The organism is Paenibacillus cymbidii, assembly GCF_004764705.1.
In the GTDB taxonomy this organism is placed as follows: domain Bacteria; phylum Bacillota; class Bacilli; order Paenibacillales; family NBRC-103111; genus Paenibacillus_AN; species Paenibacillus_AN cymbidii.
The window spans coordinates 123,684-136,983 of sequence record NZ_SHLX01000025.1 but is presented as its reverse complement, the minus strand read 5'-3'; the positions used below and the strand labels follow the sequence as shown (position 1 = coordinate 136,983).

The 13,300-nt window shown below is 50.8% G+C and carries 12 protein-coding genes; 8 read left to right on the top strand and 4 right to left on the bottom strand.

What is annotated here, in order from left to right; genetic code table 11:
* Positions 1 to 481 precede the first annotated feature (481 nt).
* From EXY20_RS28060 to EXY20_RS28030, 7 genes are all read left to right on the top strand, one after another.
* Positions 482 to 1,456 (top strand): hypothetical protein, encoded by a 975-nt coding sequence (locus tag EXY20_RS28060; RefSeq protein WP_135555452.1) that lies wholly within the window; start codon positions 482 to 484, stop codon positions 1,454 to 1,456.
* 6 nt (positions 1,457 to 1,462) lie between these two features.
* On the top strand, positions 1,463 to 2,584 hold the full coding sequence (locus tag EXY20_RS28055) for a DNA primase (RefSeq protein ID WP_135555450.1): 1,122 nt from the start codon (positions 1,463 to 1,465) through the stop codon (positions 2,582 to 2,584).
* Between the two features lie 394 nt (positions 2,585 to 2,978).
* On the top strand, positions 2,979 to 3,320 hold the full coding sequence (locus EXY20_RS28050) for a recombinase family protein (protein WP_135555448.1): 342 nt from the start codon (positions 2,979 to 2,981) through the stop codon (positions 3,318 to 3,320).
* Entirely contained in the window at positions 3,317 to 3,892 is a 576-nt protein-coding gene (locus tag EXY20_RS28045) for a recombinase family protein (protein ID WP_135555447.1), read from the top strand. Before EXY20_RS28050 ends, EXY20_RS28045 begins: the two co-directional genes overlap by 4 nt.
* A 615-nt stretch (positions 3,893 to 4,507) precedes the next feature.
* Complete coding sequence (locus EXY20_RS28040) at positions 4,508 to 5,746, top strand: IS110 family RNA-guided transposase (protein WP_135555445.1); 1,239 nt, start codon at positions 4,508 to 4,510, stop codon at positions 5,744 to 5,746.
* A 38-nt stretch (positions 5,747 to 5,784) separates the two neighbouring features.
* The gene (locus EXY20_RS28035) at positions 5,785 to 6,438 is read left to right on the top strand and encodes a polymorphic toxin-type HINT domain-containing protein (RefSeq protein ID WP_328592601.1); all 654 of its coding nucleotides are present in this window, start codon (positions 5,785 to 5,787) and stop codon (positions 6,436 to 6,438) included.
* A 3-nt stretch (positions 6,439 to 6,441) separates the two neighbouring features.
* Entirely contained in the window at positions 6,442 to 7,047 is a 606-nt protein-coding gene (locus EXY20_RS28030; protein WP_135555444.1) for a hypothetical protein, read from the top strand.
* Positions 7,048 to 7,736: 689 nt separating this feature from the next.
* Here the strand turns inward: EXY20_RS28030 and EXY20_RS28025 are convergent.
* From EXY20_RS28025 to EXY20_RS28005, 4 genes are all read right to left on the bottom strand, one after another.
* Positions 7,737 to 8,597, bottom strand: coding sequence for an alpha/beta fold hydrolase (locus EXY20_RS28025; protein ID WP_167859572.1), 861 nt, complete (start codon positions 8,595 to 8,597; stop codon positions 7,737 to 7,739).
* Between the two features lie 5 nt (positions 8,598 to 8,602).
* A complete protein-coding gene (locus tag EXY20_RS28020; RefSeq protein ID WP_135555441.1) occupies positions 8,603 to 9,151 on the bottom strand; it encodes a PadR family transcriptional regulator in 549 nt (182 codons plus the stop codon).
* A 401-nt stretch (positions 9,152 to 9,552) separates the two neighbouring features.
* On the bottom strand, positions 9,553 to 10,545 hold the full coding sequence (locus EXY20_RS28010) for a cation diffusion facilitator family transporter (RefSeq protein WP_135555438.1): 993 nt from the start codon (positions 10,543 to 10,545) through the stop codon (positions 9,553 to 9,555).
* 193 nt (positions 10,546 to 10,738) lie between these two features.
* Positions 10,739 to 11,404 (bottom strand): GntR family transcriptional regulator, encoded by a 666-nt coding sequence (locus EXY20_RS28005; RefSeq protein ID WP_135555436.1) that lies wholly within the window; start codon positions 11,402 to 11,404, stop codon positions 10,739 to 10,741.
* A gap of 152 nt (positions 11,405 to 11,556) precedes the next feature.
* On the opposite strand from EXY20_RS28005, the gene ilvD reads away from it, so the two are divergent.
* A complete protein-coding gene (ilvD, locus tag EXY20_RS28000) occupies positions 11,557 to 13,284 on the top strand; it encodes a dihydroxy-acid dehydratase (protein ID WP_207671347.1) in 1,728 nt (575 codons plus the stop codon).
* Positions 13,285 to 13,300 lie beyond the last annotated feature (16 nt).

Genomic DNA, 13,300 nt, shown 5'->3' with positions numbered 1-13,300 from the left:
ACAGATAAGGGGAGTCACTAATCCAGGTGGCTCCCTCCCCCGGAGACGTGGCTCATTTTTTCCGGAGGCCTGGCTCTCAACTTTCCAGAACGGTGGCTCTCACGCGCCGGAATATTCATAAGGCTCTAAAAGGACTAATCTCCCTGAAAAAAGGTACTCCCAAGGCAGTATTCTCCCCGCCGCCGCGCCGCCCCTGTTAATTTCCAATGAAACAGAGTAAAGATCGCAGTTCAATCGACGGCGTGGTGCAGTTGGACATTGCAGGATGACGAGTTAGCGAAAGTGGCGTGTGCAGTTTCTATTTTGGAGCAACACAGTTGCCGCAGTAATCATGAGATCGTTAATTGAAGCTCCTATTTGGGGCTTTTTTCTGCATTCGGAGAAGTCATTTCGTCAGTTGAGGTTTTCGTTCACGGAGTAGGATGTACTGTCTCTTGAGTATGAAGAAAATGTGCGAATCGCCAAGGAGGAATGCTTAATTGTGGACAATCGTTTGATCGTCATCACCGAGCCTGTATTTCAAGGGGTGCTTAGTCTGTATGTTGCTCGTGAGACAAGAGCTTTTCTGTTTTATCCCACAGCAGAATCTATGCTATATGCGGATGGTAAGCTGTTTGACGGCTCAGAGTGGCTTTCGCTTGACGAGACCATTCGGCTGGCGAAGGTTCGGGAGAATAACGTTCCTTTGCCAGAGCCCGTGCTGCTAGTCGGGATTTGGTCGTATATGTTCCATCATGGTTTGCGCGTTCGACCAGAGGTTGAGACGACGGAGCATAAGCTTAACACGTTTATGGGACTGAGTGTTGGCAGGAATGGGTTTAACCTTCGGGACAAACTCGCAGACTTGAGCAGGATATACGGCATCATCCCCGGCAAAGGCGTATTTCCTTTCCTTGAGTTCATCGGAGGGAGCGGAAACCAGTGGGTACTGAAAAGTTATTACCTCTATCAGTTGTTAAAGACGATCAAGGAGCATTTGTCAGCGACAACGACCAAGAAGTATTACTACAGCAAGCGAGCTTACGCCAATCTGGTATCAGCGAAAAATAAGACTGCCGCGATGATTCTGCTACAGCTTATTTGTCTGGTCACCAAGGCTGGAATAAACACGTATCGTCCGAGCATATCGCTCCATACGCTTGCCGAGCGCATCCCGGCGCTGCGCGAGATATTGTATGGCAATCAGCCATCCAACACTCGCCAGAAGAGACTTCGCCGTGCTTTTCAGCCATTTCTGGCTCCGAAGACGAATGAGCCTGAGACTGTTTCTGTGGACGATCCGAACATACAGCAGGACGGTGTAAAGAAAACTTTTGTTGAGCGGTACACTCATCTGAACAGCGACTATGCCGATTTGAAGATCGATATTTCTGAGTCGGAACTGCATGTCTCGAACCCGAAGGCAGTCATTACGGTACATCACAGCGGATTAAACCAAAGTCAAAGGAAGGGATGATCGTCCATGCCAGATCGAGGGAAGTTATCGGATATCGAGCTAAAAATACGGAGCGTCATGCTTGCGTTAGACATGGGGGAGTGCGTAGCGCTCTCCAAGATTCCGTATCAGCAATATGAACAGGCAGATGGTAATGGGAAGAAGCGGTTACTCAAAGCTAAGCTGGAGGATATATGTCGGCTGGCAGGGGTATCGATGACTGAGAACCTTCGTTGTTTGATGCATGAGGGTGATGATCGGCCGTCCATGCATCTATATCCCGATCGCTTCTACTGCTTCGCTTGCCAATCGTCACTTGATCTTTTCGATCTGATGAAGCACTTGTTGGACGAAAGGAGCTTTGAGAAGCGCAGGCAGATGGCGGAGCGATGGCTTGTAGCGCGTGAGGATGAAGCCGCTGTTGCAGTCACTTATGCTCCTGTAGTCGATACAAAGTCGGCAGAACTGATCGCGATGATTAATCGTTACGGTCAGCCAGCAGACGCCAACCCTTACTGTATGGCTTACCTGCGGTCGCGGGGGATCACGCCGGAAACGGCTAGAAGAATCGGCCTACTGTGTTATGAAAATCCGTACACAAACGACAGATTTCTGGCAGTACCCTGTGGAGCTAAGCATTATGTGGTGCGGGTATACGCTAATCGGTCAGGAAATGCCGACAAATACCGCAATGCCGGAGAGATTACGCTGTTTCAAGCTCAAAGTTGGAACGCCTGTCGAGATGAAACGGTCGTATTCGTGACAGAATCCAGTCTGTGCGCCATCGTGCTGGCTCAGATGAACTTTCAGTCAGTTGCGTTAAACGGGGTGAACTACAAGCGGTTGCTCGATGCGGCGGATGTGATCGCAAGGAAGAAGCTGAAGATCGTGATGCTGTGCGACAACGAGGAAGTCGGGTTACAGTGTGGGGTTAAATGCGCAGAGGCAATTCGGAAGCTTCCGTCTTCATTTGACTTCCTGTATCATCACAAGTTGTTTTCACCTGAAACTATTTTGACCAAGCACAAAGATGTAAATGAAGCTTATGCAGCTGACCCGCGCCAGACGGAGGAAGCCTTACGAAAGATTGAGATGTTTGCGCAGCGGCGAGAAGATGAAGAGTATCTGCCAGGATGTATCGCATGGTGATGCCATCCTTGCGCCTTTAGTGGTAGAAGGATGCGCATGTCTCCATCTGGTCTAATCCTAGACGTATTGGCGATACAGCTTATTTAATCGGGTTTTCGGTGTGCCGTATACCCTCTTTTCCCATCCGGGATAGCTAGACGTTTCTGGATGGGGTTTCTTGTAGGGAAGCCCTACCTAAATCTATTGTTTCTGGCAAGTCGTAGAGCGGCACTTATTAGCGGGCTTGATCGGGGTTCGGAGTCTTTCAAAACTATTCCCCAAATCAGATCCTCTTTAACAGTGAATTCGGGAACGTCTTGATCTCGCGCTATCCTCCTATAACCGCCGCTTTCGGGTTGCCCGTTTAGAAGCACTGGGCGGCGTACACTTTTTAAAGAGGAAAGGGAGATTCCGTATGAGTCAATTCAGACTGTTTGGCTACGCAAGGTCAGCTTCTTCATCCATGCAACAGATTAATGATCAGGTGAATTGGTTGATGAAACATGGCGTAAAGCCGGAAGACATCTATGCGGACAAGGGGAGCGGCACAGCGATGGAGCGTCCTGCGTTGGGGGCGCTTCAACGGACATTACAGTCGGGGGACACCGTAATTGTCGAGAATCTAAGCCGATTGGCGCGTTCGCCTGTTGACCTGATGGAACTGCTGGAGGGATGGGCGAGTCGGGGGATTCACGTTGTTACTATCGAAAAGCAGCCGGATCTGTCGGTTGCATTGCCGAAAGGGTGGGTACGATGAGCGAAGTCTTCGGCTACTCTCGTGTTAGTAGCGCTGACCAGAACCTCGACAGGCAACTCGACGAATTGCGTAAAAACGGTATTCAGGATGACCATATCTTTATGGACAAAATGACGGGTACGACACTGGATCGTCCTGCTTTTGAAGAGCTTCAGAAGAGGCTCCGCAAAGGCGATATGGTTGTCACAGAGAGCCTGTCGCGACTCAGCAGACGGACGGATGATTTGCTTCATATTATCGAAGATTGGCAGCAGAAAGGCATACGATATACGAGCTTGAAGGAAGCGGTGGACTTCTCTACGTCAACCGGAAAGCTAATCCTGACGGTTATGGCGAGTATTGCGGAGTTTGAGAGAAACATTATCCGAGATCGCGTAATGGAAGGGCTGGCAGCGGCAAGAGCCAGAGGTCGCTACGGAGGCAGACCGCGTACCGATTCGAGCAAGCTTTCGAAAGCGCTCAAGCTTTATGATGCCGGTTCGCATAGCGTCCGTGAGGTTTGCGAGGTAACGGGCATTTCGCAGTCGGTGCTTTATCGGGCATTGCAGGGGCGACAGAATATGCGGGTCTAACGGAAATAATTCAAATTTTAGCGATTAACTCGTCTAGACGTGATCGGTAGTGCGCGGTTAGCGAGTTAACCGCTATTTTTTTTATAATTTTGAAGCGAGTTGGAGTTGGCGGTTCTGCAAAAAGATTGAATGAACTTGCAGTTGAATTTTCACGTTGGCAGTTGATGACGGATCGGCGAGACAACCCTTGCGACAAGTTGGATTTAGCGGGTATGCACAAAGAACGAATGAGAATACGCAGTTGGATTTTCACGATGACAGTTGGCGACGGAGTTGCTGTACATCACATGTATCAGAAAGCAGGGTAGATAATCTGTAAGTTGGAGTACAGAGAACGGTGAGAGGGGGGTGATCGCTATCTCTGTATAGCGTTCGAATGTGGGTTCAATCGCAACATGCGGTACTTGTTGCCGTGGAGAAAGAAAATATTTACATTTCGTCACAGCCATGTTAGAACAACAACACGACTGGAACGGTTGTATGGGCTTGGCGGGGAAAATGGATAGGCTTACCCTTCAATGTACACTCGCCGCTGGCGGGTAGATACTAAACAGACGATGCCAACGTTTTTCTCGCAAGCCCGGTCAGCCCAATGGAACCAAGGAGGGACGCTTGATGAAGCACAGGAAAGAGCGATTTATATATGTCGGGGTCGATTTGCACAAGCGGATGCATACAGCCGTTGTGATCAATTGCTGGAACGAGAAGCTTGCGGTCATTCCATTTGAGAACAAGCCCGCCGCCTTTCCGGCGATGGTAGAGCAAGTCGTCTGCCATGTCGGCGAAGGTCAAACGGTTGTGTTTGGCTTGGAAGACGTGGGCGGCTATGGGCGAGCGCTCGCAGCCTATCTCGTTGAGAACGGTTTTAGGGTGAAGGAAGTCAATGCGGCTTTGTCGAATTGGAAACGTAAAAGTTATGCGATGACCGAGAAGCATGACAGTTGGGATGCGGAGAATATCGCGAAGCTGCTGCTCGATGAACTTGACCGATTGCCGACCGCCGCGCCGCAGGATGCCTACTGGATACTGAAGCAACTGGTCATGCGGCGATATAGTCTACGAGATACATGTGTTGCGCTGAAAAATCAGCTTCATACGCAACTGAGCTACAGCTATCCGAGTTACGCCAAGTTTTTCGCTATCGTGGATGGACAGACCGCGCTAGCGTTTTGGAAACAGTATCCTTCACCGTATTTGCTTGATGGGGTAACGGTGGACGAGTTGGCAGAATTTCTTCGCCAAAAAAGCCGGAACGTTTGCTCAACGAGGAAAGCGACGATGATCCTCGAGAGCGTTCAATCGGACGGGGATACGAAGCGCAAGCATCAGGAGTATCGCGATTTTCTTGTCAAGAGCCATGTGAAGCAAATCGAGGACGTGCATCGGGAAATGAATGACGTAGATAATCAAATTCGCGTTCTGATGGAGCAACTGGGCTGTACACTCGATACGATGCCGGGTATTGACAGTGTGACCGCATCCGCGATTCTCGCCGAGATCGGCGATATTGCGAGGTTCGGCAATGCCGACAAATTGGCGAAGTTTGCAGGACTCACGCCAAGTCAGATGAGCAGCGCTGGACGGGGTAAAGATCGCAATCAGCGGCAGGGCAATCGCGTGCTGAATAAAATTTTGTGGGGACTCGCTGTCAGGCAAGTGGCTCTTGCTCGAACATCCGAGAAACCGCTCAATCCGTTGTTCCGCGCCTATTATGAGAAGCGACTCGGTGAAGGCAAAAAGAAGAAGCAGGTTATTATCTGCATCATGCGCAAGCTTGTGAACATCATTTACGGCATGATGAAGAACAAAACGGAGTATCGGCTTGCACCGCTTTCTGAGCGAACGGCGAGCTAAATGGTGGGCGGTAGCGGTCAGAGGTTGCCGTCCTTTACTTGGCTAAAGTCAAGGTTCTTACTAACGAAGGGGAGAAGAATATTGAAGACATTGAAGTCGGAGATATGGTTCTCTCGAAGGATGAGACGACTGGCGAGGTTGCGTATAAAGAGGTAACGGCTACGTTTAATCACGAGACGGATGAGATTTACAAGATTCATGTGGGCGGTCAGACGATTGAATCGACCTTCAACCATCCGTTCTATGTGAAGGATAAAGGATGGACATTCGTTAAAGACCTTGAAGTCGGAGACTTGCTTGTACAGAGCGATGGGAATAAACTCAAGATAGAGAGCATCGAACTGGAGCATGAGTCAGCAACGGTCTATAACATGACGGTGGATGAGTTCCATACGTACTTTGTCAGTGACCTTGGGATTTGGGTTCATAATACGAGTTGCGGCTACAAGGATATAACAGTAGGGAAAAGTGTAAGGAATATTGAAACTAATGTTACAAGAGCAGATTTTGAAAAGAGTCTTGTGGAGGATGGCTGGACTAAATCTGTAAGTAAAGATGGATTGAGCACTATTTATTCTAAAGACGGAGCATCATACCGGATACGAGATAAATCAAATGAAGGATCAAAAACTGCTGAGTATTGGGCTAATGGTGCGACAAAGGCAACTACTAAAATAAGATTAGGGGGCTGATGAATGAGTCGGAACGAATTTATAAAGGATAAAAAGCAATTTGAAGAGGCATTGCAATTGGTAACAAAGATGTTCAACTATGAGCAACGACTGCCAAATCAAGTTTATAAAGTTCCATTTGAAAAAACTGTTGTTCTTGATTTCGATCATGCAATGAGTCGTGATTTTTGGAACGAACTGGAAGGACTGATTGACTTGTCAGGTGATCCGTTTGCCATTATGGCTGTTTTAGACCCTCATCCTGTAGATTACTACTATAATGAGTTCTCTCAGTATAATTGGTGCATTCTACAAGAGGGAACTACGGCTGATGAATACTGGAATATGCTTGAACAAGCGCCCGAGGAAAGCCCTGCTGATGCTATATCGATTAATTCTGAGGTTATAGTATGGCTACCTTCGTCGATGAAGTGGGCTATATGGGGAGAACGGAGTTACGGTATTTGTGTTCTGGGATTTGATGATGGCGATATTGGTGACTACGAATGTGAATCGTGGTTTACTATGGATCAAGCAATCACCGATCTAGTGTCGCTTAACTTTAAAAATTATTCCGTCCCCGAAGAGATTATCTTCAAACTAATTAATCACTACAGTAGTATTAAGTAAGAAGTTATTAGACCTTGAGGTCTATAATCCTCAAGGTCATTCTTTTACCCCGCCCAGTGCCGAATGAATCGGGTGGCTAAATCGTAACCCGCTTTATTTAATAATTCTTAGGACTACTCTCGAAAACTGAACTCATATGATGCCAGTCGTCCGTATGTCTCGCCGTGCTTGGGCGCGGTGAATCATTCAAGACTAGAAAGTACTTAGTTACAGGTGGCACTATGTAGAACCTACAGAAAATGAGGCAGTTATACCTTTTGATAAGTTTATGAAACAGTACACCTCTTTGATCGTTGAAATTCCAATGGAGCAAATCAAAAAAAATCTGGAATCGCTAGAAAAAATTAAACGTGACTTGGAGATTTCTTAGTTACACAGACCTTGAGGGGAAATCCTCAAGGTTTCTGTTTTATCCCCTATCCAGCGCGAATGAATCAAGCGGTTGTCTTTTCTCACCACGTTATATCTGATATTATCGAATGCGCCGCGGCTGTGAGACAATATTCAGCAATTTAGAGTTTACATCCGATATTCGACGGTTTTATGGAAAAAGTCGAAGTTTGTCGGTGCAACCAAGCAAACAATGACTTGCAACAACCGCTGAAACAAAGCTTTTGCCAGGAGTGTTGCAGTGGCCTTTTCCTTCTAGCAACATAGACGAACTTACGGTAGCAATGCAATCACGTGTTTTATTTTTTGCAAGGCGCAGCATCGTTCAAAAATACGGCAACGTCATTTGCCACATTGACCAAAACATGGCCGGCGCCGGAGATAACCCTCATATCCGCATTAGGCAGCAGTGCATGAACTCTTTCAGCTGTCTGCGCGGAGTTGAGCATGACGTCTCTTTCTCCTGCGATACATAGCAAGGGCATCGTCAATTGACGCAGCTGTTCGTCGGAAAACAAGGGAATTTTCCCGGTTCGTGGTTTAAAGTGTTTGGAAATGAAGGTTATATATTGCATGGATTCTTTTGATATCGACTTGTTCCCGTACAACGAACGCGCTATTTTTTCTTTTCCTTTTTCGCCGAGCAACAGGAGAGGAATGGCTTTCAGCATAAACGACGCTTTCTGTTTTCCGATCCCGGATGGGCTGAGTAAAACCAACTTGCTCACCCTTTGCGAATGGCGGATCGCATAAGCGGCGGACATCCAGCCTCCCAATGAGATCCCGACAAGGGCCACTGTTGCAAGTCCTAATCCGCAAATGACTTCATCCAGCCAGTTCACATAGGAATCGCCATTCAGCGGATACTGCTTCTCCGCGCTCTTTCCCGGCTCGCCGGGAATGTCGATGCAGTAAACGCAGTGCGTTTTGGACCATTCGCCGGCATAGGCTGCCCACATGGCGGAGTTGGAGCTTGAACCGTGAAGCAGAAGGACAGGCGATCGGCCGTAATTTCCGCATTGCAAAACAAAGGTATCGCCCAATCGGGTGGCCACCGTGAACTGCGTGGAAGGAACGGGCCATTTCGCAAGCAGCGCGTCATAGGTGGCGCGGACCTCTGTTCGTCCCGCCTCTGATTTATAGATGGTCTGATTGTTCATCCTGTTCACTTCCCCCATCCCACAGCAGCCAATTCCCGTCGTACCAAATCTATCCAGCGCAGTTCGTTTTCTATAGAAGCGATCACGTTTTGCGCCATTGTGTTCCAGAGAAGCTTTTCTCGTTGATCCCGGTCCGGATAACCGTTCCTGCGGGCATGCTTTTCCTGCTGATAGGCAAGCCGAAGCGAAAGCTCTTGTTCATATTCGGAAAGCAGTTGGTCGGTTTCCTCATTGCTTTGCTGATGCGACCAGGCCAGCTGGACAAAAAATGCTTTTTTATATTCAGGCGCTTCTGGAGCGGAGAGCGTCCATTGTTTCAACGCGGATAATCCAGAAGCAGTGATGGTGTATATTTTCCGGGAAGGGGCGTTTTGTTGATGCTGTACTTCTGTAGTAACCAGGTCTTCTTCGTGCAATTGCACGAGCGATTTATAAATCTGATTATTGTTGCCCGACCAGTACAGGATAATGGAATCTTCCATTAGCTTTTTAATCTCGTATCCGGTTAAGGGCTTCCAGCTTAGAAGCCCCAAAATGGCATATTTAATTGACATCGATTCACCTCGATATGTTATTCCGAACATATGTTATTAATAACATAAGGAATAACACTTGTCAATTTCCGAAAGACGCAGATCCGGAAGTGTTTGAGGCTGCATCGTTACGCCTGCCTGTCGCTGGCCGCTGCACATTTCCTTCTGCGGTTCATTTCCGTGTTTGTTCGCGAATAGCCTGTCACTTACGATGAATATGCGGCGATGCCGAACGACGGCAAACGTTATGAGGTTGCAAACGGGGAGCTGTGGGAGCTAAGTGCGGACGCGTCGATCACGCATCAGTCGATCAGCGGGCAAATCGAATTTTTGCTGAAACAATCACGCATGTCCGAGTATTATATTTTTGATGCGCCGCTCGATTTCATCCTGTGTGAAACTCCGTTTAAGATGGAGGGATTTCAACCCCCCATCTCCTCCTCATGCTTCTTGCCGAGCAAAAACTGCTTGCCGTATTCGCCGTGGGCGTGAATTTCCGCGTGTTCCATTTGAATCGTCGAATGGGTGATGCCGTACTTGTTCTTCAGTGTTTCGTTGATCGCCAGAATGATGCAGAACGGCTGCACATGCTCGTTGATGAACACATGCGCGGTAAGCGAGTAGTGGTCGGTCGAAATCGCCCACAGATGCATTTCGTGCACGTCTTCGACTCCTTCGACCTGTCCGATGTCGGCGCGCATTTGCTCGAGATCGAACTTCTCCGGCACCGCCTCCATCAGAATCAAGTACGCTTCGCGAATAATTTTGGCCCCGCCGGTAAAAATGATGCCACCGATCACCATGCTGATGACCGGATCGAAAAACTTGTACCCCGTCGCATAAATGAGCAGCGCCGAAACGATGACGCCTACCGAACTGAGCAAGTCGCCGAAAAAATGCCACAACGCGCTCTGCACATTCAAATTGCGCTCTTCCTTCATGCTGCGGCTAAGCACAAGCGTCAGCACGAGATTGACGATCAGACCGATCGAGGCGATGACGAGCATCAGCGAAAAGTCGATCGTTTCCGGCACGACGAGCCGGTGGATGCCCTCGATAAAGATGCCTACGGCGATAAGCGCAAGGGCCAGTCCGTTCAAAAACGAAGCAACGATTTCGAAACGCAGGTATCCGAACGTGAAACGCGCATTGGGCGGACGTTTGGCCAAATAAATCGCGACCATGCTGAGCCCGAGGGCCAGGACATCGGAAATCATGTGAGCGGAATCGGACAATAGCGCAAGCGAGTTCGAGAGCAAACCGCCGATAATTTCCACCAGGGTAAAAAACGCCGTCAACGCCAAGGTGATCCACAACGTCCGTTGCGACTTGGACTGCTCCTTCATATGGGCAAGATGATGATAGTCGTGCGGCGGAGCGGGAGTCTGACGGAGCGCGGTAGTATGAACGGCCATAAGCTTGCGCCTCCTTCAGATTAGAATAATTCTAATTAAGCTGTATATTGGCATTATACGTGAAGGAGGTTCAAGGGTGCAAGGGGAACAGAGCATTTTGCGGGAAAGAAGGGAGCCTGCGACAAGGCAAAATAGCGCTAACCGTCTTCGGGCCGGTCGAATAGAAGCAATCCCTATATTCCTCGGCCTGGCATCACCGCCGCTGCCGCAAAAAACCGAAATTGCTGTCGGCGATATGCACTTTCAAGGCAGCGGCTACGGCATCCGGATCGCCCGCGGCGATCGTCGCGAGCAGTTTTTCGTGCTCCGCGCATAATTCGGACAAGTCGTCGTACGACTGCCCCTGCATGATGAAATGAAGCCGGATCCGGTTGTAAATCGACATCCAGGTGCCGTGCAAGTTCGGCACCCCCGCCAGTTGCACCACATATTCGTGAAACGCAAGGTCGCAATCGACCATTTTGATCAAATCCCGCTGGCGCGCTCCTTCTCTCATCTCTTCGACGAACGTGCCGAGCCGATCCAGATCGGCCGCCTGCAGCAGCGGCAATGCTTTGCGCATGGCGAACTGCTCGATCGTCAACCGGATCGGGATCAACACCTCCGTTACTTCTTCCTCCGTAATTTCAGCCACTGTCGTTTCCTTGTACGGATGGGAATAAAGCAGCCCTTCCTGCTCCAGCGTTCGCATCGCCTCGCGGATCGGCCCGCGGCTGACGCCCATTTGCCGGGACATCTCGACTTCGCGCAGCCGGTCGCCGGCTTTGATTTTGCCCTGAAAAATCGCCCTGCGGATGTTGTCGGTTATCTTATGGCGCAGCGAAGTCGCCTTCTCTTCTTCGAACCGGAATTCGGCCATGCCGGACACGCCTCCATCTTTCAATAGAACCTTCTATAAGCATAGTAAGGGAAGCGCAAAAAAAAGTAAACAGTGTAACAACAAGATTGTAGACAATCTTACAACGACCGATTATACTGAGGGGGAAAAATAACGGAGAGAAGGCGACCGGCGTGAACGAGCAACCGTTGCAAAGTCAAAAGGTAAGGAAAATGAGCTTCGAAGGCGACGCGCTGCGCATGTCGATGGATTGGACGGTGGCCGACCTCGACAAGGTGCAGGTGCTGGTGGAAAGCACGAACGGCTCTAGCCATCCGAGCTCGTACCATTTGGGCGAGCTGGTGGCGGAGATGGAGAAAGGCGTCCTCCAGGCAGGCGGCAAACCGGCGGTTTATACGACGACCGATATATGCGACGGCATCGCCCAGGCTCACGGGGGAATGCATTATTCGCTTGCTTCGCGCGATTTTATCGCCAGCATGGTGGAAATTCACGCCAAAGCGACCCCGTTCGACGCGATGGTGCTCAGTTCCGCGGGCGACAAGGCGGTGCCGGCCCACTTGATGGCGATCGCCAGGCTGGACATTCCGGCGCTGCACGTGCCCGGCGGCGCGATGGGAGCGGGGCCTTGCCTGAAATCGAACGAAGAGCTGTGGCACATGAGTGTGGAAGTGGAGCAGCAGAAGATGACGAAGGAGCAGTTTCTTGCGTTCCAGCGCGCCTGCTGTCCGACGTGCGGCGCCTGCCAGTACATGGGCACGGCGGCGACGATGCAAGTCATGGCGGAGGCGCTCGGCCTCGCGCTGCCGTGGGGGGCGCTCATTCCGGCGACGAATGCGGAAATTCGCCGCATGGCGCGCGCCTCCGGCCAACAGGTGATGAAGCTGCGCGAGCTTGGCCTGACGCCGTCGCGCATCCTCACGCGGGAAGCGTTCGAGAATGCGATTATGGTGCATTCCGCCATCGGCGGTTCGCTGAATGCGGTGATGCATCTGATCGCCATTGCCGCGGAAGTCGGTATCGTGCTGGATCCCGCTTTGTTCGACGCCATTCACCGCGAGATTCCGGTGCTGGTCGATACGAAGACGGCGGGCAAATACCCGACCGAGCTGTTCTGGTACGCTGGCGGCGTGCCGATGGTAATGAAGGAGCTGAAGAGCAAGCTCCATCTGGACTGTATGACGGTCACGGGCATGACGGTCGGGGACAATATCGAACAATGGAGCAAAGGCGAAATGCCGAATTACGCCGAAATGTTCCTCGCCAATTATAAATTGAACAAACGCGACGTTATTTATCCGTTTGCGAAGCCGCTGAAAAGCGAAGGTTCGACGGCGCTGCTGACCGGCAACCTGGCCCCGCAAGGCGCCACGATCAAAAAATCGGCCGTCGTCGAAGAAATGATGGTGCACGAAGGGCCGGCCCGCGTGTTCGACGACGAGCAGTCGGCGGTGGAAGCGCTGATCGGCGGCAAGCTGTCGCCGGGCGACGTCGTTGTCATTCGTTATCAGGGGCCGCGGGCCGTCGGCATGCCGGAGATGTTCTTCATGTCCGAGCTGATCGCATCGGACCCGGTGCTGTCGAAGACGACGGCGCTGGTGACAGACGGTCGTTTCTCCGGCGCGACGCGCGGGCCGTGCGTCGGTTATTTGTGCCCGGAGGCGCTGGACGGTGGCCCGATCGCGTTTGTCGAAGAAGGCGATACGGTGCGCATCGACATCCCGTCGCGGCAGCTGGCGCTTGTCGGCACGGAGGGCGCCGCCCGCACGGAAGCGGAGATGGCCGCCATTCTGGCGGAACGCAAGACGCGCTGGACGCCGCCGGTTATTAAACATACGGGCGCGCTCGGCCAATATACGCGGCTGGCCAAGCCGGCGCTTGCCGGCGGTTCGATGTCGTGAGCGGGGGAGACGAAAC